Origin of the sequence: Hydrogenoanaerobacterium sp. (genome assembly GCF_032017025.1) — a bacterium.
Lineage (GTDB): Bacteria > Bacillota > Clostridia > Oscillospirales > Ruminococcaceae > Hydrogenoanaerobacterium.
Window position 1 is genome coordinate 1 of sequence record NZ_DALZQO010000028.1, and the last position, 24663, is coordinate 24663.

Sequence of the window (24663 nt, forward strand, 5' to 3'; positions counted from 1 at the left end):
ATTTTCCATGACTCTAATGGTGTCGATGAGTTGCCTTACAAGGTCATCATCGTATTCATCACTTTGGTCAGGTTCACTGTATAGGGTGTATTCCAAATCGCATAATTCATTTTCAATATTGGTGTTATCTTGGCTGTTGTGATAATCAGTTATGATACCTTTGATTCTATCCACCAGTGACTTTGAGGCAGAGCCGACCACCAAGCCTTGCTCGGTGGGGAGGTTTTTGCCCTCTCGCCAATGCTTTACATCGTATTTTATGGGCTGGTACACTTTTTTGATTTCCTTGCCAGTGAGAAACCTTGCCACACCATGCTGTCCGTCACCAACAGTTTTGGATTTAATTCCGTTGAGGGTATAGAAGTGGGCAATCATAGAAAGACCGCCGATGACGATAAACATGGCAAATGCAAGGGTAATTAAAATACTAATAGGGTCGTTCAAGGGAGGACTCCTTTCTTTTTATAGATTTTGATGGTATACTTTTCTTGAGGTGGTGTAGTTGGGAAACAGTAACAAGATCTGTCCGAACTGTGGTAGGAAAATGAAACAACAATTTATTGGACTTCAGCATTGTAACTGTGGTATCAGTTGGAAAAAGGATATCGGATATTTTGAACGCACAAGCGACATGGTGTTTGCCTTACAAAGAAAAACCGTAGGTAAAAAAACAAAGCAGATGCCTGTTATAATTTATAAAACAAAAACAGATGAGGATTAGAGGGATAGCAAGTGATTTTGCTATCCCTCTAATTTTACGCCATCTTCAGTTCAATTTCCTGTTTAGGCTCACGCACCAGTGCTTGCAAATCCTCATTGAAGTCCTTGAGGGTCGGCAGTAGCCTTGTGACTGCAATCTCTCTTTCAACAAGAAGATTTTTAAACTTATCGGCAGCCTTTTGCCCTGCATCGTCATTGTCAAGGCAAAGGACAACGGTTTTCAGATTCTCATTTGTATCAAGATGTTTCAGCATGGATTGCTCCGATAGACCACACAGTGCCACATAGCTGTGCCTTTGCCAATCGGTATTTTTGTAAAGACTGATAAAAGATAATAGGTCGATCGGTGCCTCAAAGACATAAAGCCTGTCACTTGTACCTTTTCTGTTGAAGCTATAACAAGGATTGCTGCTGTCAATGTTGCCTTTGTAGCTTTTGCCCTCGGAATATATTCCACGCTTATGTGCGTGTTTTGGAATACCGTTTTCATCATAGCCTACAAAAATAGCATTGTGATACTCATGCTTTCCATCCTTGGATTTTTCAAGACTCTCATAGATTAACTTTTCTTTTGCAAACTGTAAAAGTATCTCGCTGTCGATACAGCGGTGCTTGAGAAGGTAGGCAAAAGTTCTCCGCATATCTTCGTTTTCGAGTGGCAGCTCAAAAGGCTTTTTCGGTTCTTCACGCTTTTCTGATGCTTGATGATAGACTGCTCCACAGCTTCTTCCAATCTACAAATCTGCGATGCTCCACTCTTGATGGACTATCAGCGCCGAAAAACAGAGAATAAAAAATAGCCTTAACTCTTACCGAGTCGAGGCTATTTCCATCTTCCATTTCACTATTCACTGAGGCAATTGTTCCGTCTAATAGTGTAAAGCTGCCATGCATATCTTCAATGTATCCTCTGTAATCTTCGGGGACATTGCCCGAAATCACGCCACCGTCAAAGCACAAGCCTACTGCCGTGTTGTTATGACCCGCAGTGCCGGAGAGCAATCCACAGATTAAAACAACAATTAAAATCACAGGAGATAGGATAAGACCGATTGTCCACGCAATTCCTTTACGCAGTTTATTGTTGCTTAATGCTGTGAGAGCTGCCTTTGCAATGAGGGTTCCGGATATGGCAGCCATTATCTGCCACCCGCCTTTCCGAACAGTTTTTCCTTATAGCCGGGTGCGTGGACAGCAAGGTTATATCGCTCGTTGCCACATTTATAAAGGCATACTCCACGCTGAGGGAAACGGATTAGCTTGTACTCGCTTTCTTCAAGCTGCAGGGTATCCATATAAAATCTGGCATCAACTGCTCCTGCGTTAAACAAGAATTGGTGGGTAGGAATAGAAAACAAAGGCTTTGTCAACTCACGGATTCCCTCAATATTAAAATCCTCCAAATTCTGACTACTCAGAATTACAGAGGACTCTTTCTTTCGCACTCGTTTCATAAAATTGCGGATATATTCAATTGCCGTGGTGTTGGTCAAGAATAAATACAACTCATCAATGGCGGCAGCGGTGTTGCCCTCGGTGAGAAGCTTGTCGGACATAAAAGAAAGCACATTGAAAAGCAGAGCATTTTTCACATTTTTGCTTGCCTGTAGCAATCCTTTTACACCAAAGACAATGAAGCGTTCTGAGCTTATGTTGGTGTGTCCATTGAAGAACTTGCTTTCTGCTCCTACGCACATAGAGTGCAATCCAAGGAGGATTTCTTGGAGCAATTCGGCTGTATAGAGCTGATGCTTGTTGCCATCATAGGCTCGATATTCTTCTTCAATATAAGCATAGAGGTCGGATAAAATCGGGTAGTCTGTCGGTGCAATGCTTGTAAAAACGGTGCTGTCGCTGATGTTCCACTTGGTATAAAGTTGGCTCAACATTATTTCAATTACATCAATGTGACGGTCGGTAAAATCCTTGTAGCAACGAAAGAAATCTTTTAGAAATGAAATATGCTGACTGAGCTTTGTTGCCTGACGGAATGTCATTGGTGCATCCTTGTCCTGTACTGAGCTGCCGTCATCCCACGATTTTGGTTCTAATGGGTTAATCATGTACTGCCCACTCATCAAATCAATGAAACAACCACCCAAGTTTTCGGCAAGGTCAAGGTACTCATGCTCTGGATCAAGGCAAATTACACTCTTGCCACTCTCTAAAATATTGCATAAAATTAGCTTTAAAAGATAGCTTTTTCCCTGACCGCTGTTGCCCAATATAAGAATACAAGGATTTGTTTTATCGTCATCACGCTTGTCAAAATCCACAAGAATATTCGAGCCGAACTTATCTCGCCCAAGGTAGAAACCATGGCTATCGGTCTTTCCGATGTGCTTGTGGGGTATTCACGCAGGGCATAGACACAGCGGAAAGTGTTGCCACAGATATAGTGGTCTGTGTTAAACTTCACCATCGATGGGGCAATCATATCCAAATAGGTTTTGATTTTAGTATCGGTGGCAGGTTTTGTTTGCTGTTTTTTCATTGGTTTCATCATTCCTTTCTCTGTTCTAAAATGAAAAAAGCAACCTCACGAGTGAAGTTGCTTTAGGGTAATTGAGATTTTATTTAGTTGAGATTTTTAGTGCTAAGGGAGGTATTGCTCATACCCTTACACAATGTTTTCACCCAAAATAATTTTTGGCATAGTGGTTAAGCATCTGTTCCATCGCTTGTAAAAATGCTCTAACCCTAACTTTGACACCCTTGCGTGAGTTTCTTCATCTCTAACAGTCCAATGTAAAACATAAGTGACTTTGCCTACATTGCGTGTGAGGCGAACAGGCAATGCCCCTTCTTTAACGGCATTAAAATCTGTTTGGCGGTGGGTGCGTTTGATATATCTAACTTCAATAACACCATCCTGCTCCATATAAAAGGCGGCAACCTCTTTCATAAGTTGCTCAATTTCCTCTTGCTTTTCAATCTTTGCCTCATAGATACAAATTTCATTAAACATTTATTGCACCACCTCGCACATTATATAAATAATTGGTTTTCCCTATTTTAAGACAACTTCCTTTTCAGAAAAATTATCTTTATTGACTCCATTTCATTATATAGTATTTTAGAGCAACTTTCAATCAAAACCACTATTCACCTTGAATTATCCAACGCTCTCCGTCAAAATCTTCGTACCTATCTGAAGTCACATTTTGCTCAAAATAGACTGCGAGCAATCTTTTGATGTCTGCATTGTCTGCTCGTCTTGTTGTAAAACCTTGGTCTTTTAGGCTCTTTTCAATGCGTGATAGATAGGGAAACACATCGCTTTCTTTTTCATTTCTAAGGCGAATGATGATTAAAAATTCTCTTGCTGTTGCCATCTGTACCTGCATTCGGTCAAGGTTTTGACTGTCTTTTTGGAGCAGACTGCGGATAATTGGATTCGGTTCTTCCTCCAAACGCTTTTGCAGAAAGCTCTTGTTGTCATCGAAGTTCTCTTTGGAGTTTAAGCAAAGCATTTCAATTTCTGCGATGCCTTTTAGCACTGTCATGAGTGCATAGATTCTGCTGCTGACACTGCTTTCGGACAAGACGGAGATATTGGTGGGGTGAATGATAAAATACACAACTGCTTTTGATCGTGTTCCGCATAAAAAAGAAACTGCATTACCTCCATAAACTCACGATAATGCTCGGTGCTCTCATCAGCATTAATTTCTTCCAGCGTGGAGTAAGGCTTATAGGGTGTCGCCGACAAGAGAAGCACCTTGGTGTCAGTGTTCTGGAGAAACTGGCGGCTGAGCATGCCCTGTTCGTCATCAGAAGGTGAAATCAAATCTCGAAAGCGCTGGAACTCGTCCATGATAACTAAATCTGGGGCCAGCTTATCCAAGCTAATCTGTGCAAATATCTTGCGCAGTGCATTCAGCAGTGGCCTGGAGTCCTTCTTTCTTGAGGGAGCTTTTGAGATGCAATTATCTATAATTGACTGAATGAGGCCATCAGTAGCTGTGAGTCGTTCGTTTAATTCCTTGCTCATTTCAGCAATGTAATTACTGCCAGCACTGTCGCACTCTGTTACAAGATTCTCATAATGCCCTACATAATAACGATCCCACCATTTTTCTGCATCATATGCAAAAAAACGAGAAAGCTGAGAAAGGAAGCCTTTAAATGCAGGTAATCTCCTTATGTGTGCATACATAAGGGCTCGTTCCTCCTGATTGCCACACCCAGAGGTCATGGAAAAAGAGGTTGCTGGTGTCAACGGAATCAGCTGTTCATAGCTGTGGTTTGAGTTTCTGTTTTGATAGATTTTCAGGTGCTGCATGGAAAGCCTGCTCTCAGAAACGTTCATCAAGTCAGCAATCCCCAGTTTTCGTGCATTTTGATTAGCAATGTTGATGTTGGAACAAACATAAATCACCTTAAAGTGGTCATCCTGTTTCTCGTTTTTATGCCATTCAGCCACCTGCCGTATCACATCGCTGGCAATGATTGTTTTCCCAAGACCAACCTCATCGGCGAGCAGAATTCTATTCTGCCCACTACGAAATACAGTTAAAATGCGGTCAGCGGTGGCCTGTTGAAAGTCCTTTGGTATCATTTTTTAAGCCTCCTTGCTGCCATTTCAAACTGGCTGTACATGGCGAAATACTCTTGCCCATCCAGCTTGACATACTTAATTCCATCAATGGCAAGCTCATGACGATTTCGGCGGATTATTGTAAGTGCCTGTTCCAGAAACGCCTGTGGGTTATGGAGAAAATCAGCGGATCTGCCGCTTTCCATAAGAATACGGCGAACAGTCGCTCGCTTTATCAGCGTTTCCTCACTAATGATACTGATGATGTGTGGCAGTGTTTCATAGGTGGCTTCCAAATCGGTTACTCTCATCCCACGCTCAAAGTGGGTTACACCTGCATTCTCAATATTGATATCCGCTGTTTGTGTAATCAGTCGAACTTTTGGGATTGGCGGCATTGCCTGCAAGTCCTTAACACTCCACTCCACCAGCTTTTCGGTATCAATCTGCACACGGTAAGCTGTTTTCTGCTTGATTCTATCCCACAGACCACGAAACTCCGGCGAAATCAACACCTGCTTATTCAGTCTAACCGTTACCTCACGAGAGGCATCCCTCAGAGGCGGACGCTGGTCGGCACGGGTGATGATGTTTTCAAAGCGACTGCGAGCCGCTTCAAACTTTTTAGGCAAATCCAAGTTGCCGTTGAGCAGGGCGTTTTTCATGGTGTCCTTGATTTTACCGCTTTTTGTGATGTAGTCTTTTTTCTCAAAGTGTTCCATTAGCTCGGCGGCTTCTTCGTAGCTCACCGTTTTTTCTACTATAATGGTTTCAGTATAGGCTTGTCCAATGATATCGTCTGCCTTGACCGCTGCACCTGTCTGTATTGCCAGTGCAATACTTTCCTTTGCTGTTTCCATTTGGGGAGGAAGCGGGGCGGTCTGTTCCACGACTGCAGCCTTGGCCGATTCAGTAGGTTTGCCATCTTCGGTCAGATATCCATGGCTGATCATGTAATCCACCACAAGCTTTGCATCCTGTGCATCCACCGTTTTTTCCTGTACCATTTTTTCTTCATAGGTCATGCCGCTGAAAAGACTAAGCTGCAAAACACCAAACTTCACGCCGGTTTCCGATTCAATTTCACGCTGCAAGGTTTCTGCGAACTCCGCAAAGCTCTCGTTTGCCATAACGTGCAGGACATTGATATTTTTATCCTCTATACGTTCGCCGTTTTGATTAACACAAAGGCGCAGACCACGGCCTACCTTTTGGCGGCAGGTAAAGGTGGATTTTTGCTCAATCAGCGTGCATACCTGAAAGACATTGGGGTTATCCCAACCCTCTTTGAGAGCTGAATGCGACCAAATAAAGCGGAGGGGACAATCAAAGCTGAGCAACCATTCCTTCTCTTTCATAATGGTGTTGTAGGTATCATTGTCAGCAATGGTATCGCCCCTTGTATCTTTGAAGGTGCCTTTTTTATCCTGTGAAAAATAACCGTTGTGAACCGCTGTCACATTGGCGGGGAACTGATTTTTCAGCTCTGCATATTTAGGCAGGTTCAAAAGTTCCTGATAGCACTGCTCAAACATCTGCGCATAGATGCCTTTTTCTCCATCAGTGGTGCGGTACTTCTTAACCTCATCAATAAAGAACAAGGATAACACCTTGATACCCTTAGCGGTGTACCTGAGCTCTTTATCCAGATGTGCCTCAATCGTGCGGCGGATCTGCGCTTTTTTTATTACATTTTCATCCACGCTGCCAATGGCTTTCCCCAAAGCGACCGTTTCGGTATTAGAAAACTCGACACTTTGGCTGCTGGGCGTGCAGTCAATTCCGACTAATTGATAAGCCTGTTGTTTTCACCCAAAGGGATATATGCAGAGCGGCCGACAAACTTTGCGTTGTCATAGATTTCGGTGCATTTCTTTAAATTTTGTTCAAAAAAGTTCATACTGCCTCCAATATTAATTTTCCTACATCCCAGGTATCTGCCAGTCAATACTTGCGTAAGGGCTGTGACCTTTTTATTCTAAAAAAACAAACCCTGCTGATTTGTTTTCAGCAGGGCTGTTTGAATTATACTGCAATGGTTTCCATGTGTTCAAAATCTATCACCACATCCGCATGGTCAAAGGTAATTTCGAACAGGATAAGCGCAGGAAGTACATCAGGGATACTCATAATGTATTCCGGCATCTTGGTCAGAAACTTTTCCTTGATTGCTTCAACCGAAATAGAACTTTTTCTAACAATACCATTCTTGACCCGAACGTGTTCTTCTCCATTTGTCGTAATCGTTGTAAATGCAACGTGGAGATTTTTTTCAAGCTCCGCAACCTTTTGGTTATCGGCAAAGCTGGAAAAATACAATGTTTTCAGCTCGGCTTCATAATAAAAGTTGACTACGCGGACATTGGGAATGCCGTCCGTCGCCGTTGCCAGCGCAATCGCTGTTTGCGCCTCCATCATGCGCTCAAATTCTATTTTATAATCCATTTGTTATCTCTGCTCCTTTTTCTTCTTAGGCTTTGGCAGTGGTAGTTCCTCACAAGTAGATGAAATAAACCAAACCAAAAACTCTTTGTTGTCAAGATCCTCTAACACGATATGTGGTTTTGCTCCATTGTGTGGAGGCAAGCGCTGTGCGTCCTGCAACTGCTTATCTCCGGCAGATGTGGGCTTGATAAACACCTGATTATCACAAATCAACCCCAGTGCTTTTCCTTCGCAGTAGATCATATACTCGCCAAACATCTTTTTGTAGAAAATTGTGCCTGCACCACGCATCTGATCGCAGACATATTCTACATAATCTTGAGAAGAGGCTATTTTACTTCCTCCTATTAGCGATATTGCTTCTCCATTAGTTCAAGGCAACGTAAATATCAATATCGCAGTTTTCAAAATTACAATTTAGATATTCTTCAAAATCGCCGGTAAAGCTTCTGTCTAAATCCATCTGCCAAATTTCTCCCCATGCATCTGCAACAGCTTTTTCCATTTGCCCATGCACCGAGAATTTTGCGTATTTACCGGCAGGAATTGTTTTTATGGTTAAGTCAGCATTTTCTGCCTTAGAAACCTCGTTGCCTGCCGTAACGCAGTATTGGTCAGCCGTATAATCGGAATAAAGCCCAATGGCGTACCTGTTTACTTTGTTCTTGATATCAGAATTGATGCCGCCTTGATATAGTTTTTCCCAAAGGCTACCAATGATTTTCCCCATTTCAGGGTCGCTGTTTCCTGTAATTGTGCTTACCCCGACAACGATTTTTGCCTCTAAATTCACAACTTCGTAATTCATTTTATGAACCTCCTTATCTTTGATAGTATTATCATAGCAAAGATAGGATGACAACAGCGTGTCATATTAAAAATATTGTGCCAGCGTTTTTTGCAGTTTGTCCCTCACTTGCAAACGAATATCATTCGGCTCTAAAATCTCACAATGTTCGCCAAAGGTCGCAAGGTAATGATAGACCCAATCGCCCCTGGGCATGGTGAGCTTGGCAAGAAAGCTACCGTCCGAAAGGACCTCATATTGCGAAAACTCATCGTATACCCGATAAGCCATTTCCATTGACAGTTTTAGCGTAATGGTTACGAAATCATCTTGAAACGCAGTTTCGCCATCAAATATCTTTGCAAGAGTTGGACATTCAAAGTGTTCGCTTAATAGCTCCAACTCCTTCATGCGCCGCAACTTAAAAAAACGATAATCCCTACGCACTGTGCAATAGGCATAAAGATACCAGCTCTGCCCCTTAAAGCAGAGCTTCATTGGCTCTACGGTGCGTCGCATACTCCCCTCGCTGCTATGATATTGAAACGCTACTCTTTTCTTTCCTATAATGGCGGCTTTTAGTGTACTGAACAGCCCAGCTTCCTCATCGGCATTTGCCCACCCTGAGAAATCGACTTCAACCCAATCGGTATTTGTGTTTCCAAACAGCGAGGATAGCTTTTGCACTGCGCTGTTGGCTTGCTCTAAGCTGACTGCCTCCACAGCGTGCAGCGCAGAGAGTATATCTGATTTCTCGCTATCTGTAAGCACGGCTTTATTAAGCACAAAGTCAGAGAGCAACGAAATACCGCCACCTTTGCCTTTGGTCATATAAATTGGAATACCAGCGGAGGATAGCAGCTCCACATCACGATAAATCGTGCGTGGTGACACCTCAAAATGTTGCGCAAGCTCCCCGGCAGTGATGCTTTCTTTATTTAACAATAGATATATCATTTCGAATAGTCTGTTGATCTGCATATTGTCACCCCTATATCCATTATACGAACATAATATGACATAAGCAAGACATATTAACGGCACAGGATTACACAAAGTCTATCCTGTGCCGTATTTCACTACAACCCAAGCACAGACCAGTCAATCCTTGCATAAGGAAGGTGAGCGGATTTTAGTTTTCATATTGTTCAGCTCCTTTTTATTGTTCATATTTTGGAAGTTGAAGCAAACTCTTTGCTATGGTAAAATTAAAAAAATACTACCGCGCAAATTTTTTGCAAAACGGTAGTTGATGGAAATAACGCTTGTAGAGCGAATTTATATAATACGTAGATAAACAAGAATTTAGCGGAGGAAATTTGAGATGGAAAAAATTATTTCATTGGATGTTACTTTTCGATACGGGGAATCGGAACAAACCATTTCCCCTACCATTTTGCTCAATGAAGATGAAGTTATTTTGATAGACTGCGGTTACCCCGGATTCTTACCTAAGATTGAGCATTCAATGCTAAAGTGTGGCCTGCAGCCGGATATTTTGACAAAGGTTCTCATCACACATCATGATAATGACCATATGGGTGCTTTGAGCGAGTTAGTGGAAAAATATCCACAAATACAAGTGATGGCTAGTGCTGAGGAAGCTCCATATATTTCAGGAGAAAAAAAGTCTTTAAGGCTTGAGCAGGCGGAAGAACTCCAAAAAACATTGCCATTGGAACAGCAGGAATGGGGAAGACGATTTTACGATAGGCTACTAGCAGTAAAATCAGTTCCGGTAGACATCATTATCACGCCAGGTCAATGGATGCCTTGGAATGGAGGATGTGAAGTCGTGCGTACATACGGGCACACACCTGGGCATATTTCACTGTATTTTCCGAAAATGCGAGCCGTTGTTACAGGGGATGCAGCCGTTGTAGAGCATGGACAACTGGCTGTCGCAAACCCTCAATTTGCACTTAATTTAGCAGATGCTCAGAAATCGCTTGATAGGCTTATCGCTTTGTCAGCAAGAACCTATTATTGCTATCATGGTGGTGTGGTTTATATGGGCTGATTGATAGACTGATAACTCACAAATCCAGTTTAGCAGTGAGATAATGAGCATTTACCCCTGTACACACTTCTTGATCCTGCCCAATAGAATTTGACTAATCTCGAAATAGAGCCGTTGCATCATAATAAAGATGCAACGGCTCTCAGTTCGTTATAGACCCAATATAGTCCAGTCAATCCTGCATAAAGATGATAGTTTGGATCGCATCAGCTGTGGTATCTGGTTGCTACGAATAGTATTTTCCGGTCATTTCTGTTATATCAATTTGTATTACTGCCGTACCTTTAACCATATTAATTGGGAGTTCCTTACTTGCTAAATGAGGTGTGTATTTTTCCACGATTTTTTTCAGTATATTTCCTTTTTCATCAATATCATCAACAAGTTTGGCAGTACCGGAAATAATGACACTTTCATATTTTGTATTTGTATCACATGGATTTCCATCAGGATCGAGAAGTAACTTATCCATTTCATAAACAGAAAATCCTATTCGTGAGTCATGGGCAATATTGTCAAGTTTTTTACCCTTTGGCAACCCATGTGCAAAAATTGCATTATTATAATAAACAAAGTGCATTGGGGTGATATATGGTGTGCCATCAGAGTTAAGAGTCGCAAAAATTCCAGTTTGTACTCGCTCAAGTAGTTGATTCATTTGTTGTTCAGTAAGACGGTGCGTTTTCATTCGATGTTGCATAATATTACAGCCTCCTATTTATACCTTTAGTTTTCATTTCACTATACTACAAAACCGTCTCCTTGATAAGAGCCGGTTTTGATAATTTTATAGGATACAGCTTATCTAGCTAAACCATGCTTGAGATAAAGCCTTTACAGCTTCAGGTATATCTTCCTCTGCCATCATGCCATATCCCAAAACAAGAAAATTCTTCTTATAATTCTGCTTATTTAGCCAAAAGGGGGTTACAGGACATACTTTCACTTTATGTTCAAGTGCTTTTTGGACAAGTTCCTCTTCCTTCTGCCCATTCAAAAATTCCAGAAGAATATGCAATCCAGCTTGGTGTCCGTGAATTCGCACCTTATCCCCAATATTGTCTTTGATTGCATTAATCAGAATATCATGTTTCTTCTTTTGGGATAGACAAATTTTCCGTATATGCTTTTCCCAATATCCATCCGCCATAAATCGGGCCATAATTTTCTGTTCTATTAACGGAACAGTACATTGGTGTCCAATAAATCTTTCTTGATATTTCGGCAGTAACCATTTCGGCAATATGATATATGCCATACGAAGTCCGGGAGAAAGAGCCTTGGAGAATGTGCCAACGTAAATTACACGTTCATGTTCATCAATAGATTGAAGTGCAGGAATTGGCCGCCCATGATAACGGAATTCGCTATCATAGTCATCTTCAATGATAATACTGTCATGTTCTTGCGCCCAGTTCAATAGTTTGATTCGCTTATGAATCGGCATAACAACGCCCATTGGAAACTGATGGGATGGCGCAATATGAACCATTCTTGCGGATGATGAGGAAAGTTCGTTTATTCCAATCCCATCCTCATAAACAGGTATCGGTAAAATTTCAAATCCATTACTGCGAAAAATAACGCTGGCGCCATTATAGCATGGTTCCTCCATGGCGACTTGTTTTTTCGTATAAGGAAATATCTTTATCATGATTTCAAGAGCGGATTGTGTACCACTACATATCACGATCTGTTCCGGTTTACAATTGACACCGCGGTTACGATACAAGTATTCTTTCAGTTGAATCCGCAACTCAATGTCACCTTTCACGTCGCCGTAACTGTGAACATCTTGAGTTTCGCCGCTATCCAATATATCAGTCAAATACTTTCTCCAGAGCTTATTAGGAAAGCTTGCAGCATCAAGGTTTCCATATTGAAAATTATACCGAACAGGTTCAATTCTACGATTGGAAGTAACAGCCGTTTCTTTATTCGTGGTGGTTTTTTCCCCTGTTTTCTGGTTAAGGTTAAATTGCAGGTTGTTAACCACATAGCCAGAGCTTGCCACGTTTGTAAGATACCCTTCCAATACTAATTGGGCATAGGCATTTTCGACTGTATTTCGTCCAATTTGCAATTCTTTTGCTAATGCCCTCGTAGATGTTATTCGCATACCGATAGGTAAATTTCCCATAAGAATATCACGTTTTATTTGTTCATAAATCTGCTGATAAATTGGTTGTTGGCTTTTATGATCGACATGTAGCATTTTCACTTTCTCCATTCACTGATTATCCAAATTATATTATAAAGGTGAAAACTGTATCCTATAGAATTTAATAATCTGATATATACAGCGTACCACTTTGCGTGTATATTGTATATAAAATTAGGGCCGTATTGTATGAGGTAGGGTAGAATATTGTGAAAATACTATTTTTTACTACAGGCTGCCTCTTGCTTTGCTTAGGTATTTAGGGCGTAATATTGTAGACGCAAAGTCCAGTCTTAGGGAAGTTCCAAACGATTTATGAACTGGGAACTACCACCAGGAGAGTATATCGTTTGTTCCCTTGAAGCTGAAAACTTCGAGGTTCTTATCATGGATGCTCTTTACAAAGCACAGCAGTATATCTACAACACATGGTTGCCAAATCATAAACTGCAGACAGAGGCATTTTGTGCGGAGCAATATGCAAGCCATTCCTCTGAAACCACAAGTATGGAGATTTGGCTCAAACTGATAAAGTAGATTTATACACATTGCATAGGGTAGTTGTTAAAACCACCCTGTCTGTCATTGACGGCAATAAGGGGGCTGCATCACGTTGTGTTGTGATACAGCCCCCTGCATTTATTCTTCAAAATATTCAATTGCATGAACCGGACAGGCATCTATGGTGCTTTGGAGATTTTCCAAAGCAAGCGACTTTTGCTCATACGTTTTGACAGCAGCTTTTTTGCCTTGCATTTCAAACAGCGCGGGATATTTCTTGGTACAGATGGAGCAGCCCATGCAGGCATGTTATCAGTGCTCTCGCGACAGCAGCTCTTTGCTTTTGTCCGCCTGAAACCTCATAGGGGTATTTTTTAGTTAACTGCTCAATTCCAAGCTTCTCTACCAACGGTTGAAGTCTTTTATTCATTTCTTTTATAGGGCAGTCAGCCAAAACCAGCGGCAATAAAATATTGTCTTTAAGGTTAAAATTATCCAACAGGTTAAAATCCTGAAACACAAAGCCAAGATGGTCTCTTCTAAAAGAAGATATTTCATCTTCTTTTATTTCCGAATAGCTTTTTCCGTTCAGTAAAACTGCACCCTCTGTTGGGATATCTAAGGATGCCAAAATATTTAGTAAAGTTGTCTTGCCCGAGCCGGATTCTCCCATAATGGCAACAAACTCGCCCTTAGAAACAGAAAGAGAAATGTTTGACAGCGCCTCTACTTGGTTCCCATTGGAACGAGTTTTATATATTTTTTTAAGATTCTTGACTTCCAAAATTGACATCAGTTTTTCCTCCGTATCTGTATTGGCAAAGCAAAGCGCCCTTGCTTTGTATGAATATCATACCAAAAGCAAGGGCGCTATTTATTCGCGATATTTTACAAAAAACTGATTTTTTCATACAGAAATTCTTACGACTTTCCTACGACAACGGGAGCGTGACCGTAAAATTAACTTTTTGATCATAGCTTGATGCAGTAATAGTACCGTGATGTAATTCTACAATTTCTTTTGCGATTGCAAGTCCAAGCCCGGAACCGCCTGTACGAGAAGAACGGGATGAGTCCAACCGATAAAATTGCTCAAAAATCCGTTCCAACTTTTCCATTGGAATGGTATTGCCACTGTTTTCAAAACTTAGAATAACGGAATTTTCTGAAATAGAAATAGTGATATAAATCTCACTGTTTTCAAAACTATAATTAACGGCATTGTAAAGTAGATTTTCAAAAACCCGCTGGATTTTATCCGCGTCACAGTGTAACATCAAATTATCGGGAATGTCCAAACGACAAGATAGTTCTTTTTCAGTGAGCATCGGCTGAAAATCAAACACTAGTTGCTCCATCAGACGGGTCAGACTGATATTGCTGTATTCCAAAGTGATATGAGATAAATTAAACCGAGTTATTTCAAAAAACTCATTAATGAGGTCATCCAATTTTTCAGAATTGTTTAGTGCTGTTTGTATATATCGGTTTTGAAGTTCCTGTGAAATCTGTTTTTCATCTCGAAGCAGTGTTAAATATCCGATAATGGAAGAAATGGGCGTTTTTAAATCGTGGGCAAGATAAACGACCAAATCATTCTTCCGCTGTTCTGCCTCGCGGGTGGCAATTGCGCTGAACTTTATTTTATTACTGACATTCACAATGGAATCCTGTGTTTCTCTTAAAACTGGGGAAAGCTTGATATCCACATATTCCTGTTCGCCTATTGTCTCTATTACACTAGAAATTTCTGCCAAATATGAAATAAGCTGTTTCCATTGAACCAGAAGAATAATAAAAATACTGAATAGAAAAACAGCAGTTCCCACAAATAGGATGCGGTCTCCAATCCAAATCAAGGCTTTAATATTTCCAATTATTGGAATTAAGCTGCAAAGCAAATAACCAAGAAAAGAACCTCCGACGATAATACCTAAACTAATGACAACTGCAAGTAGGAATCGAATTACCATGCGCTGCAATAAAAGTTTTTTCATAGATTTTTTATTCAACTTTATAACCAACTCCCCATACCGTCTTTATGAATTTTGGCTTTTTAGCATTATCATGCAGTTTTTCGCGTAGTCTGCCGATATGTGCCATAACAGTATTGTTATTGTCCAAGAATTTTTCTCCCCACACAGCTTTAAATAACTCTTCTGACGGCACGACGTTTCCTTGATGCTCCAAAAGATACCAAAGAATTGAAAATTCAATGGGAGTCAGCGTCAAGGGTTCACCATATAAAATACAGGTGTGATTTGCTTTGTTAATTATGAGTCCTCTAATATCATACTCGGTCGCATCTTTGGGCTCATCTTTTTTAATAGAATGCTGGTTATATCGCACATACCTGCGAAGCTGTGTTTTTACTCTTGCCATAACCTCGATGGGATTAAACGGCTTTGTGATATAATCATCCGCGCCTATGGTAAGACCATTAATTTTATCTATGTCTTCGACTTTAGCTGTAAGCATAATGATGGGATAAAAGTACTTTTCCCTGATTATGCTGCACAGCTTGAAACCGTCAATGTTTGGCAGCATGACGTCTAGAATAGCCAAATCAAGCTCCGTCTGTTCTATACATTTCAAAGCACTTGTGCTGTCATAGAATTTATATACTTTAAAACCATCGTTCTGTAAATAAACTTCAAGTAAATCGGCAATATCTTTTTCATCATCTACAATCAGAATTTTTTCGTTCATTATAAAACCGTTCTCCTTTATACCTGATTACCAAGTCTGCAAAGATTGTTGAACCCACAATTAACCTTCAATTCCAGCATGTCCAAAGTATGCGTGCATTTAACCAAACACAAAAGCGCATATAGCGGAATATATTGGCACTCGGCCATCATTAACGCTGAAATCTAAATTTCTACAAGTCCACGTTCGATCAATGTACTGCTGGTTGCGTAGCACTTAGTGAATTCTTAAGCATGCATGAGAAACCCAAAACCAAAAAATAAACAAACTGTTCAAATCTTCCACCGTTTGCTCTTCTGGCTTTGTTAGTCTACTCAGTTTTAATTTTATGTTATAACGCCTAAGTGAATTAACCCGAGATTATATATAATAGTATTTATCTGCATTATAACATACAACTCTTTCCATATCAATTTTCGTAAAGTTAAACCTATGCTTCTCTTATCTGGAAAGGTCAACTAATAGTTGAGAAAGAAAGATATAAAAGAAACGACAACTTTCTTGTCGTTTCTTTTATGGAGCTGCTGAGGGGACTTTGGAGTGCCCCCCAAATATGACATTACCACAGCCACCCAGCAGTATTACGCTCCCAGCGACGGAGTTTCCGGCAAAAGTACCTTTCAAGGGCTAGTGAGCTTTGTGTCAAAGCAATCGACGGCGGAAGCTACCAGATCGTCAGAGTTAACACCGGTCGCGGGACGCAGGAGTTTGCAAGATTGTCATAATTTAGTGGGCCCCAATCGCCCGTTTCCATTTGGAACCGCTGTGCCTTATTTGGGCACTGCGGCTCTTGATACTACATCCCAAGTACCTGCCAGAGTATCCTTGCAAAAGGACGGTCAATCAATCTTTCCCACAAGGTTGTAGACGATGGTGATTTCTTGCCGTTCCACGCCATTTACCACCGTTTTCTGTCCGACTATTATCTTGTCCACAAGCTTTATCAGCAGTTCTCGGTCAAGTTCTTTCACTCTCATACATTTACGGATAAGAGAAACCCACTCACGGATGTCATTATCGACTTCCTGTGAGTGGGTTAATTGTTCGGCAAGCTGTGCCGCCAGTATTGACTTTTCCTGTTGTTCTTTTTTGTATTTATCCATCATATCCAAGACCATTTCACGAGGGATATCACCAAGCACCATTTCCTCATACAGCTTGGAGATGAGACGCTCCAACTCAGATAATCGGTGTCGAAGAGATTGTAATTTTTTTTCAGAAGCTTTCTGTTCAGAGGTAGTATCGGCTTGCTTTTTGCTTTTAATTTCAGCAATTACTGCATCCTCGTCAAGGGTAATCAGCCGTGCCTTTTCTCGAATATCACCGAGGATTAAGTCAGAGAAGATACTCTCAAGTGTCCTGTGGGGACTGCATATGGCTTTACCACCTTGTGAGTATCCACAGCAGATATATGCATGATGGTTATTCTTGTGTCCGTCTTTTCGAGTGTTGCTATCCCTTACGAACTTCATGCTCCTACCACAATCACCGCATTTCAGCAGACCGGAGAACAGACTGATTTCGCCCTCTTTATTGCTTTTTCCAACAGTTCCTCGATTAGCTAACTTGCAAGCGGTTTCCCAAAGTTCCATGGATATAATCGGCTCATGTGTCCCAACTGCTCTGACCCATTCTTCTTCGGGGCGATTGACTTGAGTTCTGTTTTTGTAGGAAATAGTACCTTTCCTCATCTGAACAATGTTTCCGATGTAGGCTTCGTTTTTCAAAAGTTCCCTAACAACCACATCACTCCAACATTTAAGTCCTCGCTTGGGGTTGGGTTTCTAAACTGGCGGCTGTCCTTGAGGGACAAATCTGTCAAAAGCGTTCCCGCAAGATACTGTTCTTCCAGCTCCTGTGAGTGGGTCAGCGTAAATGCCACCGAACCCAGTGCCTGCCCGATCTGCTCCCCGGCCTGCTGTGGCTTCACATTAGCCGCCACCTTGTACTGCTTATCCGCATCCCATTTGGTATCACGTAGCAGTTGAATCTGGCTGGACAGATAACTGATGGATTTGAGATCCGCATTGACAAGACGCAAAACGCTGTCGGCCTCCATGAGTGCCACCGCCGATAGGATGTCGTTGGCGATATAGCTTCCACAGTCCACAACGATAAAGGGAGCTACCTCACGCAGCTCGTGAAGCAGCTCCTTGGCCTGCACCTCGGAGTAAGGCGGATAGGTGTATTCATTTTCACCTTTCTTCATGCCCAAAATCGTGAGATAGCTATTCTTTTTTAGTGTCACAAGATTGTGCTTAATTAGCGGCTCGGTGACATGGGTGGAGGCAAGAATACTGCCCAGCGAATGCTCGGTTTCAAGTTCCGAGGGCGCACAGATACAGGGTAGCATGGGTGCGGTCATATCGCAAAGGAGCAGTACCACATTCTTCTTTTTCCCCGCAATGTGCTTTGCAATTTTCACAGCGGTTACAGTTTTTCCGCTACCGGGGCTGCCCCAAACAGCGAGGATACCACTGGTTATCGCTTCCTCCTGTACCACATCCTCCGTGGGTACAGTTCGAGAAAAGATACTTTTCTTCTTAAAGTTCATCACTGCACCCCACTTTCGGCAGGTTGCTCGGGAGTGGCTCCCTCCGTGGCAGGAGCCTGTTTCTGTGTGGAATCCTCTTGTTCTGTAGGATAGAGGGCTTCGTTAATTTTCTCTTGGGCAGTAATAAACCTTGCGGTGTTGGTAGGAGTGCCTCGATACACAAGGGACAGGTGAAGCTTACCATCTGCCTCGAGTTCTGCCAGTACCTTGCTCTGCTCGGGGGAAACCAGCAGGGTTACCGTAGAGGGCAACTCACGCTCGTCATTTTCGGACTTGACTTCTCCTGTGTTAGCATCATAGCCGGAGGAGGTAGTCACGCTGATGACTTCCACATATTTCAGCTCGGCAGGAATTATGGTTGCACCCTGCTTTTTATAATCTGCGGCAATGATTGATACTATATCACCGCTCTGCAGTTTACCGGAAAGACCGTTTGCAAAGCTCTTGATCGTCACAGACATTGCCTGCTTAGTGCCGTCAAGGTTATACAAATAGGCGTTTTCGGCGGAAGGGGTATCAGAGAGCTTAGTATTTAGGATATAGTCACCGATGGAAAGGTCAGCAGATGCGTACTTTCCGATGACGGTGTCGGTCTGGCGGATAACATTCTCGGGCAGGCCGTATCCGCCAACCTCGGCGATCTGTACCATGTCCTTGGTGATTTCATCTCCCACCTTGATTTCCTTAGCCACTCGGACAATTTCGGTTTTCTGACTGACCGATTTGTTGAAAAGCGGTGTCACCCCGAAACAAATCAGCAGGGACAAAAGAATGCAGATAACGCCAATGGCGGTTCTGTTTTTGAGTAAATTCACGGACGATTACCTCCTTTTCTATATACAAGCGTATTTGCCACGTTTTGCAGTTTTGATTGCTCTTGGCAGAAGCACGGCGGCAATGGTGCCAGGAATGGCAATGCAAACGGCAATGAACAGACTTTTTTTATTTATGCGAATTTTTTTCATAGAATAAAACCTCCAACCTTCAAAAAATATGCGGGTAGTAAACCCATTGTTAGAATTGGAATAAGAGGAACTGCAATGCGCACCCTCCACGGCTGCTTTTGGCGGTGGATAATGTTTTGCAACGCCCTAAAAATGCAGATTCCTACAGGTAACGGAACAGCAAAAGCAAATCCCCAAATAGAGGCATTTACACCAAGCACCGAGCAAGTGGCGGCGAGGAATTTTACATCCCCGCCGCCCACTTGTTTCTCGTCAATGAGTGCAATCAGGAAAAAGGGCAATGAAAACAGTGCCCCAAATAGATTGACAGGGCTGAAATCAATCAGCCCTGTCAGAAAAATTAGGATGCAGATGCTGTCGGGGATCATTCGCTTTCGGATATCCCATACAGCGGAAACGACCAGCAGACAAGAAAACAGCACCGCCTGAAGGTTGGTGTTAGCCTGCATAGTTGAACATTTCCTTAATGCGCTGAGTCAAGGTTGGAAGTACGGTACTCTCCAGCAAAGCGTAGAGCCCTGCAAGAAGCAGAGCGCCGAGTACAACTGCAATCAAAATTTTCACGGCAGTATCGATGTAACCCTCTGCATGATTGCTGGAAAGTACGGTTCGGCTACGCTTTCTAAAAAACTGTACCTTTGCAACCAAGGACTGAATGCCGACGATGGCACAGTTTGTGATGTGGGCAATCTTTTTCTTCATGTTGCTTACGAACTTTTTCATAGCGATAATCTCCTTTATATTTATGATTTTGAAGTAAACAATTTGTATTACTCAAAGTGGTAATTGACCGAATAGGTGATGTTGCTCTTGTTGTACATACAGCTGTGGTTGGTATAGTAGTAAAACTCCAGCTTTGTGTAGACGCCTGCACCGAGGGTGCGGCTGAATGTGATGCCGTTTGAAGTGGTGCCGTAGTCCAGCTGATCCCACTGTCCAGTCAGCTTGTTGTAACCACGCACTCTGCCGTAGTCACTTCCGCTGTGCCCAGAAACAGGCGGCACGGTGAAGGTGTACTCGGTAATAGTTGCACCCTCCAGACCGTTTTCCAAAATGACCGAATCTGGACCGGTGAGTGTCATGCCACCACCGCCGTTGCTGTCAGCCACAAAGAAAACGATGGCTACCCACGGAGATTCAGCGCCTGTGGAATCTACTGCTTTGACACGCACCAGATTCCTGCCCAGTGGATAGGCCTGTGTTTCAGAGTTCCTGCCCTCCCAAACGAGGGTGACAGAATCACCGTCCGGGTCGGAGCTGGTTGCCTTAATGGTGACCGGCGTTCCCGGTGCTACACTGTTACCACTTGGTGTTCTGGTCATGATCGGCGTTGTTGGTGCGGAATTTGCGAGGGTAAAGGTCTTGGATTCCCAAGCCGAATATAAACCTGTGCTGTCCTTTGCACGGACACGGACGGTGTGAGTGCCTACGGCGTAGTAGTTATCCACCGCTTTGTTCTCCCATTCCAGCGTGGTGGTATCTCCATCCGCGTCGGTTGCTGTAGCAGAGATATTTACAAGGAATTTGCCATCTTTCGCAGTTCGGGTGGGAGTTGCCGTCAGCGTTACTGTGGGTGCGGAGCTTACGATGGTAAAGCTTTTTTCTACCCATGCAGAGTACGCTCCGGCAATGTCTTTTGCACGAACACGCACGGTATGGGTACCTACGGTGTAGTAATTGTCAGCCACCTTGTTTTCCCATTCCAGCGTGGTTGCATCGCCGTCCGCATCGGATGCCTGGGCACTGATATTGACAAGGAATTTGCCGTCTTTGACCGTGCGGGTTGGTTCGGCTGTCAGGGTAACGGAAGGAGTCGCATTGGTCACAGTGAAGGTTTTATCGGTCCACGGTGAATAAGCTCCGGCGATATCCTTTGCCCTGACACGGATGGTGTGCGTACCCGGAGTATAGTAGCTGTCGGCTGTAGTGCCCTCATACTCCAATGTCACCGCATCCCCATCGGAATCATCTGCACTGACGGTGATGTTTACAAGGAATTTGCCATCCTCTGCGGTTCGGGTGGGAGTTGCGGTCACTGTTGGCTGGTTCGGGGCGGTGTTGGTGACCGTGACGCTTTCGGAATGGGTGGTGATTCTGCCTGCACTATCGGTAATGGTTGCAGTCAGCATAAAGTTGCCTGTATCACGAATGGAGATGCTTCCACCACTATTGCCAAGTGTGCCTTGGAACTGAGCCGGTGTGCCATCCTTTGTCAGACTCCACACTACAGTGCTGTTCCCAAGATGCTGATTCTCTGCAGCAACAGTGAACTCTGTGCCATAATGGATGGTCTTGGGCATGGTGAATGCATATTGCACCACAGGCAGAATGATCACCGTTTCGCTGTGGGAATAGCTGCGCTTTAGGTAGTCGGTCATGGTGGCGGTGAGAATATATTTGCCATGACTTTTAAAGATGGTTTTTCCACCCTGTGCGTTAAGGCTTCCGTTGAAGGCTTCGGTCAGCGAGATGTTCTTGCTGTCCTTACTCACTACCCATTCCACAGGAAGCACATTGTTATTGCCATGAGTACGCAGATCAATGGTGGTATCGGTGTAGGCAAGCTCAGGCAGTTCAAAGCCAATGGTCAGCACCGGCAACACCTCGCATTTACCGCCGCTTTCAAACAGGAATACCCGCCCTGTTTCATCAGTAACTCTTGCTACCAGTTCATAAATACCAGCTCGTTTGAAGCGGATAGTACCGCCGTCATTGGTGAGTTTTCCGTCTACATAGGTCGGCCAGTCTTGGAAACCGTAGGTGTTGTCCGCCAGCCATTCGATGGTGAGATCATCCAAGTGGTTGGTTTCTGTTTTCACTGCAATATTGCTGTCGGTATGGGCGTACTTAGGCAGGCTGTAGCTGATGTCTGGCACAGGATATACCTTGAAGCTCTGCTCATAGCGATAGCTTCTGCCACCGTCATCGGTAAACTCTGCCATAAGCCGATAGTTGCCTTTTTCCTTGAATTGCAGTTCGCCACCGGTATTGGTAAGCGTGCCTTTTGCTGCATCGGAGAGGCCGACCGCATTTCCGTTACGGGTCAGCGACCAGTTAGCCTTGCGGCTTCCAATTTCCCCGAACACTGCTTCCACTTTAACGGTTTTGTCAGTGTGGAAGATTTCAGGAAGATAGAATCCAGCTGAACCCACAGGATATACCGTAATATTTGCGGTGTCAGCAAACACTCTGCCTGTGGTATCGGTGATAAAGGCCGTTAAAGCATAGGCACCCTTTTCTTTGAAACGGATTGCACCGTCAGCAAGCTTACCTTCAATAATTGCGTTGATTTCCACAGGCTCGCCGTTTTTCGTAAGGATATAGTTCAGCTCCAATTTGTCTGCTTCTTTTGTTTCTGTTTTGAGAGTGACGGTTTTGTCGGTATGGAAAACAGCAGGGAGTGAGAGGGTTACCTCTGCCACAGGGTAGATGGTGATGGAATCAGTGGCAGTAATGATTTTGCCAAGCTCGTCTGTAATGGAGGCTGTCAATGTGTAACTTCCTTTTTCCTTGAACAATACCGTACCACCATCTGCGGTCAACTCACCGTTCAAGGCATCCGCAAGAGTAACTTCCTTGCCGTCACGCTCCAGTGACCAAGTGACGGCATTGCCACCAAGGTTCTCGATTTTTAGCTCCACGGCAATGGCAGTGTCAGTGTGAGCGGTGCCGGGCAGGATAAAATCAGCAACTACCACAGGATAAATGCTGACCGTCTGTTCCTGAGTCACCGTCACGCCACGGCTGTTTCTTGCTGTGGCAATGAGGGTGATACTTCCGGGCTGTACAAATTTTACCTTGCCACCGGTTGCGATTAGCTCACCTTTGATAATATCTGAAAGTTCCACCGGCAGTCCGTTTTTTAGTGCTGACCATGTCACATCGCTGACATAGCGAGTGGTGGGCTTGATTTCGATTTCATCGGAGGTGTAGGAGGTTTTGGGTAGCGTAAAGGAAAACTGTGGTGCCGGAACATAGGAAGATCCACCGCCACCACCGGAGGGCTTATCCTCTGGCTTTGTAACAGGCGGTTTTTCCGTTTCTTCCTTTTTTATCTGTTCCTTGGCTTTTTCTGCATCCACCAGCATTTCAAAGGCTTCGCCTCGGGTGGCATCGCTGTCGGGACGAACTGTACCATCGGGATATCCGCTGATAATATGATAGTGCTTACCAGTACAGATATAGGCCTTTTGCCCCTCTGTAAGCTGGCTCTCATCTAAAAACCCGATGTCACATGGACAGAAACTGTCGTGCTCGCCCTTGCCAATGGCGCGTACCAGCATACGAATCATCTCCATGCGAGTGATGGGCTGATCGGGCAGAAACTTGGATTCAAAGTCAGCATTTTGAATGACTCCCGCAATGATAAGGGCTTCCACATCCTTTTCCGACCAGTGACCGGCTATATCAGTAAAGTGAATGGTGACTTCACTTTCACTCGGCTCTGGCAGCTCCATTGTTCTTGCTACAAGGGCTGCAAACTCTGCTCGGGTGATGTTTTCATCTGGGTGAGAGAGTCCATCGGGGTAGCCCGCAATGATACCCTTTTCTGCAAGGATATTGATGGCTTCTTCAGCCCAATGTCCTTTTGCATCCTCAAAATATCGGTGTGCTGCATAGGCACTTCCGGCAAACAGCGAAAGCACCATACAAACAATCAGCAAAATACTGATAGGCCTTTTCTTTTTTGTGTGCATTGACAATCCTCCTTATAATCCAGCCATCTGCTGGGTTTGACCACTTTCTTCAAACGCAATCGGCTCGAAACCAAAACGGTCGCAGTAGTAATATTCACTGCCGGTGCTGTCGTAAAGCTCCACCACATCGGACATGGACAGCGAATGACCGTTGTAGCCGGGCGGGTGATTGGTGTTGCAGCGGGTGAAAATAGCCTCCAAATCATTTGTGCCAAGCTGCCCGTCATAGGCGATGCGATAATGCTCCCGATTTGGCTCACCAAACTTTTTTGTCATCTCATCTAAGCTGATGAATTTCATATACACATCGGTTTCGGGTCCCAGCTGCCAGATACGCACATTTTTAAGAGGTGCAGAATTTTCTACGCCTCCAAGTTGTTCGCCTGCCATCAGACGCTCCATCACACCGTCTGTCCACTTTGGGGTAAGGCTGCGGTGCGTGAGCCAGCTTGTCAGTTCTTCGTTTTGAAAGATACGATCCACAATGGCATTGCCCTTATCGGTGTATCCGGCGGGGTTACCATAATAGGAAATGAGACCGCCTTTTTCTGAAATACCATGCAT

The 24663-nt window shown here is 43.5% G+C and carries 25 protein-coding genes and 4 pseudogenes; 3 read left to right on the forward strand and 26 right to left on the reverse strand.

Annotation, left to right across the window (positions count from 1 at the left end; translation table 11 throughout):
* Positions 1-402, reverse strand: a pseudogene (locus RTV33_RS13660) (hypothetical protein); the annotation flags it as partial.
* A gap of 142 nt (positions 403-544) precedes the next feature.
* Here RTV33_RS13660 and RTV33_RS13665 point away from each other — a divergent pair.
* On the forward strand, positions 545-721 hold the full coding sequence (locus RTV33_RS13665) for a hypothetical protein (RefSeq protein WP_312645128.1): 177 nt from the start codon (positions 545-547) through the stop codon (positions 719-721).
* A 34-nt stretch (positions 722-755) separates the two neighbouring features.
* On the opposite strand, the gene RTV33_RS13670 is transcribed toward RTV33_RS13665, so the two are convergent.
* From RTV33_RS13670 to RTV33_RS13720, 11 genes and pseudogenes are all read right to left on the reverse strand, one after another.
* The gene (locus RTV33_RS13670) at positions 756-1361 is read right to left on the reverse strand and encodes a DUF3991 and toprim domain-containing protein (RefSeq protein WP_312645129.1); all 606 of its coding nucleotides are present in this window, start codon (positions 1359-1361) and stop codon (positions 756-758) included.
* 43 nt (positions 1362-1404) lie between these two features.
* Entirely contained in the window at positions 1405-1860 is a 456-nt protein-coding gene (locus RTV33_RS13675) for a hypothetical protein (protein WP_312645130.1), read from the reverse strand.
* Positions 1860-3226 (reverse strand): annotated as a pseudogene (locus RTV33_RS13680) (VirB4 family type IV secretion system protein). Before RTV33_RS13680 ends, RTV33_RS13675 begins: the two are co-directional and overlap by 1 nt.
* A 114-nt stretch (positions 3227-3340) precedes the next feature.
* A complete protein-coding gene (locus RTV33_RS13685; RefSeq protein ID WP_018213991.1) occupies positions 3341-3688 on the reverse strand; it encodes a hypothetical protein in 348 nt (115 codons plus the stop codon).
* Between the two features lie 133 nt (positions 3689-3821).
* A pseudogene (locus RTV33_RS13690) lies at positions 3822-4304 on the reverse strand (hypothetical protein); the annotation flags it as partial.
* Positions 4223-5281, reverse strand: coding sequence for a DEAD/DEAH box helicase family protein (locus RTV33_RS13695; protein ID WP_312645131.1), 1059 nt, complete (start codon positions 5279-5281; stop codon positions 4223-4225). The pseudogene RTV33_RS13690 and the gene RTV33_RS13695, both read right to left, overlap by 82 nt.
* Complete coding sequence (locus RTV33_RS13700) at positions 5278-6963, reverse strand: hypothetical protein (RefSeq protein ID WP_312645132.1); 1686 nt, start codon at positions 6961-6963, stop codon at positions 5278-5280. Before RTV33_RS13700 ends, RTV33_RS13695 begins: the two co-directional genes overlap by 4 nt.
* Positions 6964-7285: 322 nt before the next feature.
* Positions 7286-7705 (reverse strand): pyridoxamine 5'-phosphate oxidase family protein, encoded by a 420-nt coding sequence (locus RTV33_RS13705; RefSeq protein ID WP_312645133.1) that lies wholly within the window; start codon positions 7703-7705, stop codon positions 7286-7288.
* Positions 7706-7708: 3 nt separating this feature from the next.
* Positions 7709-7996, reverse strand: a complete 288-nt coding sequence (locus RTV33_RS13710; RefSeq protein ID WP_312645134.1) for a TfoX/Sxy family protein — start codon at positions 7994-7996, stop codon at positions 7709-7711.
* Positions 7997-8072: 76 nt separating this feature from the next.
* On the reverse strand, positions 8073-8513 hold the full coding sequence (locus RTV33_RS13715) for a GyrI-like domain-containing protein (protein ID WP_312645135.1): 441 nt from the start codon (positions 8511-8513) through the stop codon (positions 8073-8075).
* Positions 8514-8579: 66 nt separating this feature from the next.
* On the reverse strand, positions 8580-9473 hold the full coding sequence (locus RTV33_RS13720) for a YafY family protein (RefSeq protein WP_312645136.1): 894 nt from the start codon (positions 9471-9473) through the stop codon (positions 8580-8582).
* A gap of 343 nt (positions 9474-9816) precedes the next feature.
* On the opposite strand from RTV33_RS13720, the gene RTV33_RS13725 reads away from it, so the two are divergent.
* On the forward strand, positions 9817-10512 hold the full coding sequence (locus RTV33_RS13725) for an MBL fold metallo-hydrolase (RefSeq protein WP_312645137.1): 696 nt from the start codon (positions 9817-9819) through the stop codon (positions 10510-10512).
* Between the two features lie 226 nt (positions 10513-10738).
* On the opposite strand, the gene RTV33_RS13730 is transcribed toward RTV33_RS13725, so the two are convergent.
* Both RTV33_RS13730 and RTV33_RS13735 read right to left on the reverse strand, forming a co-directional pair.
* Complete coding sequence (locus tag RTV33_RS13730) at positions 10739-11212, reverse strand: pyridoxamine 5'-phosphate oxidase family protein (RefSeq protein ID WP_312645138.1); 474 nt, start codon at positions 11210-11212, stop codon at positions 10739-10741.
* 105 nt (positions 11213-11317) lie between these two features.
* Positions 11318-12742 carry a PLP-dependent aminotransferase family protein gene (locus RTV33_RS13735; RefSeq protein ID WP_312645139.1) on the reverse strand — a complete coding sequence of 475 codons (1425 nt, stop codon included), beginning with the start codon at positions 12740-12742 and terminating at the stop codon, positions 11318-11320.
* A 246-nt stretch (positions 12743-12988) separates the two neighbouring features.
* Here RTV33_RS13735 and RTV33_RS13740 point away from each other — a divergent pair, with 246 nt between their 5' ends.
* A complete protein-coding gene (locus tag RTV33_RS13740) occupies positions 12989-13210 on the forward strand; it encodes a GyrI-like domain-containing protein (protein ID WP_312645140.1) in 222 nt (73 codons plus the stop codon).
* 102 nt (positions 13211-13312) lie between these two features.
* Here RTV33_RS13740 and RTV33_RS15690 read toward each other — a convergent pair whose 3' ends face one another.
* The 12 genes and pseudogenes from RTV33_RS15690 to RTV33_RS13795 all read right to left on the reverse strand — a co-directional run bounded on the left by RTV33_RS15690 (position 13313) and on the right by RTV33_RS13795 (position 24663).
* Positions 13313-13474 carry a 4Fe-4S domain-containing protein gene (locus RTV33_RS15690; protein WP_396327517.1) on the reverse strand — a complete coding sequence of 54 codons (162 nt, stop codon included), beginning with the start codon at positions 13472-13474 and terminating at the stop codon, positions 13313-13315.
* A gap of 7 nt (positions 13475-13481) precedes the next feature.
* Positions 13482-13967 (reverse strand): annotated as a pseudogene (locus RTV33_RS13745) (ABC transporter ATP-binding protein); the annotation flags it as partial.
* A 139-nt stretch (positions 13968-14106) separates the two neighbouring features.
* Positions 14107-15171 carry a sensor histidine kinase gene (locus RTV33_RS15695; protein ID WP_396327520.1) on the reverse strand — a complete coding sequence of 355 codons (1065 nt, stop codon included), beginning with the start codon at positions 15169-15171 and terminating at the stop codon, positions 14107-14109.
* Positions 15172-15178: 7 nt separating this feature from the next.
* Entirely contained in the window at positions 15179-15883 is a 705-nt protein-coding gene (gene vanR / locus RTV33_RS13755; protein ID WP_312645141.1) for a VanR-ABDEGLN family response regulator transcription factor, read from the reverse strand.
* Positions 15884-16722: 839 nt separating this feature from the next.
* Entirely contained in the window at positions 16723-17610 is an 888-nt protein-coding gene (locus tag RTV33_RS13760) for a DUF4368 domain-containing protein (protein ID WP_312645142.1), read from the reverse strand.
* The gene (locus tag RTV33_RS13765) at positions 17607-18440 is read right to left on the reverse strand and encodes a ParA family protein (protein WP_312645143.1); all 834 of its coding nucleotides are present in this window, start codon (positions 18438-18440) and stop codon (positions 17607-17609) included. Before RTV33_RS13765 ends, RTV33_RS13760 begins: the two co-directional genes overlap by 4 nt.
* Complete coding sequence (gene cpaB / locus RTV33_RS13770; protein WP_312645144.1) at positions 18437-19252, reverse strand: Flp pilus assembly protein CpaB; 816 nt, start codon at positions 19250-19252, stop codon at positions 18437-18439. The genes RTV33_RS13765 and cpaB overlap by 4 nt, the downstream gene beginning before the upstream one ends.
* Before the next feature lie 18 nt (positions 19253-19270).
* Complete coding sequence (locus RTV33_RS13775; RefSeq protein ID WP_312645145.1) at positions 19271-19402, reverse strand: hypothetical protein; 132 nt, start codon at positions 19400-19402, stop codon at positions 19271-19273.
* Positions 19399-19851 (reverse strand): A24 family peptidase, encoded by a 453-nt coding sequence (locus RTV33_RS13780; RefSeq protein WP_312645146.1) that lies wholly within the window; start codon positions 19849-19851, stop codon positions 19399-19401. The genes RTV33_RS13775 and RTV33_RS13780 overlap by 4 nt, the downstream gene beginning before the upstream one ends.
* On the reverse strand, positions 19841-20125 hold the full coding sequence (locus RTV33_RS13785) for a DUF6133 family protein (protein ID WP_396327518.1): 285 nt from the start codon (positions 20123-20125) through the stop codon (positions 19841-19843). The genes RTV33_RS13780 and RTV33_RS13785 overlap by 11 nt, the downstream gene beginning before the upstream one ends.
* A gap of 47 nt (positions 20126-20172) precedes the next feature.
* Positions 20173-24099 carry an S-layer homology domain-containing protein gene (locus tag RTV33_RS13790; protein WP_312645147.1) on the reverse strand — a complete coding sequence of 1309 codons (3927 nt, stop codon included), beginning with the start codon at positions 24097-24099 and terminating at the stop codon, positions 20173-20175.
* Between the two features lie 12 nt (positions 24100-24111).
* Complete coding sequence (locus RTV33_RS13795) at positions 24112-24663, reverse strand: YodL domain-containing protein (RefSeq protein ID WP_312645168.1); 552 nt, start codon at positions 24661-24663, stop codon at positions 24112-24114.

Coding starts and splice junctions, on each gene's coding strand:
- RTV33_RS13665 (WP_312645128.1), top strand. CDS start 545: ATGAAACAACAATTTATTGGACTTCAGCATTGTAACTGTGGTATCAGT.
- RTV33_RS13670 (WP_312645129.1), bottom strand. CDS start 1,361: ATGCGGAGAACTTTTGCCTACCTTCTCAAGCACCGCTGTATCGACAGC.
- RTV33_RS13675 (WP_312645130.1), bottom strand. CDS start 1,860: ATGGCTGCCATATCCGGAACCCTCATTGCAAAGGCAGCTCTCACAGCA.
- RTV33_RS13685 (WP_018213991.1), bottom strand. CDS start 3,688: ATGTTTAATGAAATTTGTATCTATGAGGCAAAGATTGAAAAGCAAGAG.
- RTV33_RS13695 (WP_312645131.1), bottom strand. CDS start 5,281: ATGATACCAAAGGACTTTCAACAGGCCACCGCTGACCGCATTTTAACT.
- RTV33_RS13705 (WP_312645133.1), bottom strand. CDS start 7,705: ATGGATTATAAAATAGAATTTGAGCGCATGATGGAGGCGCAAACAGCG.
- RTV33_RS13710 (WP_312645134.1), bottom strand. CDS start 7,996: ATGCGTGGTGCAGGCACAATTTTCTACAAAAAGATGTTTGGCGAGTAT.
- RTV33_RS13715 (WP_312645135.1), bottom strand. CDS start 8,513: ATGAATTACGAAGTTGTGAATTTAGAGGCAAAAATCGTTGTCGGGGTA.
- RTV33_RS13720 (WP_312645136.1), bottom strand. CDS start 9,473: ATGCAGATCAACAGACTATTCGAAATGATATATCTATTGTTAAATAAA.
- RTV33_RS13725 (WP_312645137.1), top strand. CDS start 9,817: ATGGAAAAAATTATTTCATTGGATGTTACTTTTCGATACGGGGAATCG.
- RTV33_RS13730 (WP_312645138.1), bottom strand. CDS start 11,212: ATGCAACATCGAATGAAAACGCACCGTCTTACTGAACAACAAATGAAT.
- RTV33_RS13735 (WP_312645139.1), bottom strand. CDS start 12,742: ATGGAGAAAGTGAAAATGCTACATGTCGATCATAAAAGCCAACAACCA.
- RTV33_RS13740 (WP_312645140.1), top strand. CDS start 12,989: ATGAACTGGGAACTACCACCAGGAGAGTATATCGTTTGTTCCCTTGAA.
- RTV33_RS15690 (WP_396327517.1), bottom strand. CDS start 13,474: ATGGGCTGCTCCATCTGTACCAAGAAATATCCCGCGCTGTTTGAAATG.
- RTV33_RS15695 (WP_396327520.1), bottom strand. CDS start 15,171: ATGAAAAAACTTTTATTGCAGCGCATGGTAATTCGATTCCTACTTGCA.
- vanR (WP_312645141.1), bottom strand. CDS start 15,883: ATGAACGAAAAAATTCTGATTGTAGATGATGAAAAAGATATTGCCGAT.
- RTV33_RS13775 (WP_312645145.1), bottom strand. CDS start 19,402: ATGAAAAAAATTCGCATAAATAAAAAAAGTCTGTTCATTGCCGTTTGC.
- RTV33_RS13780 (WP_312645146.1), bottom strand. CDS start 19,851: ATGCAGGCTAACACCAACCTTCAGGCGGTGCTGTTTTCTTGTCTGCTG.
- RTV33_RS13785 (WP_396327518.1), bottom strand. CDS start 20,125: ATGAAAAAGTTCGTAAGCAACATGAAGAAAAAGATTGCCCACATCACA.
- RTV33_RS13790 (WP_312645147.1), bottom strand. CDS start 24,099: ATGCACACAAAAAAGAAAAGGCCTATCAGTATTTTGCTGATTGTTTGT.
- RTV33_RS13795 (WP_312645168.1), bottom strand. CDS start 24,663: ATGCATGGTATTTCAGAAAAAGGCGGTCTCATTTCCTATTATGGTAAC.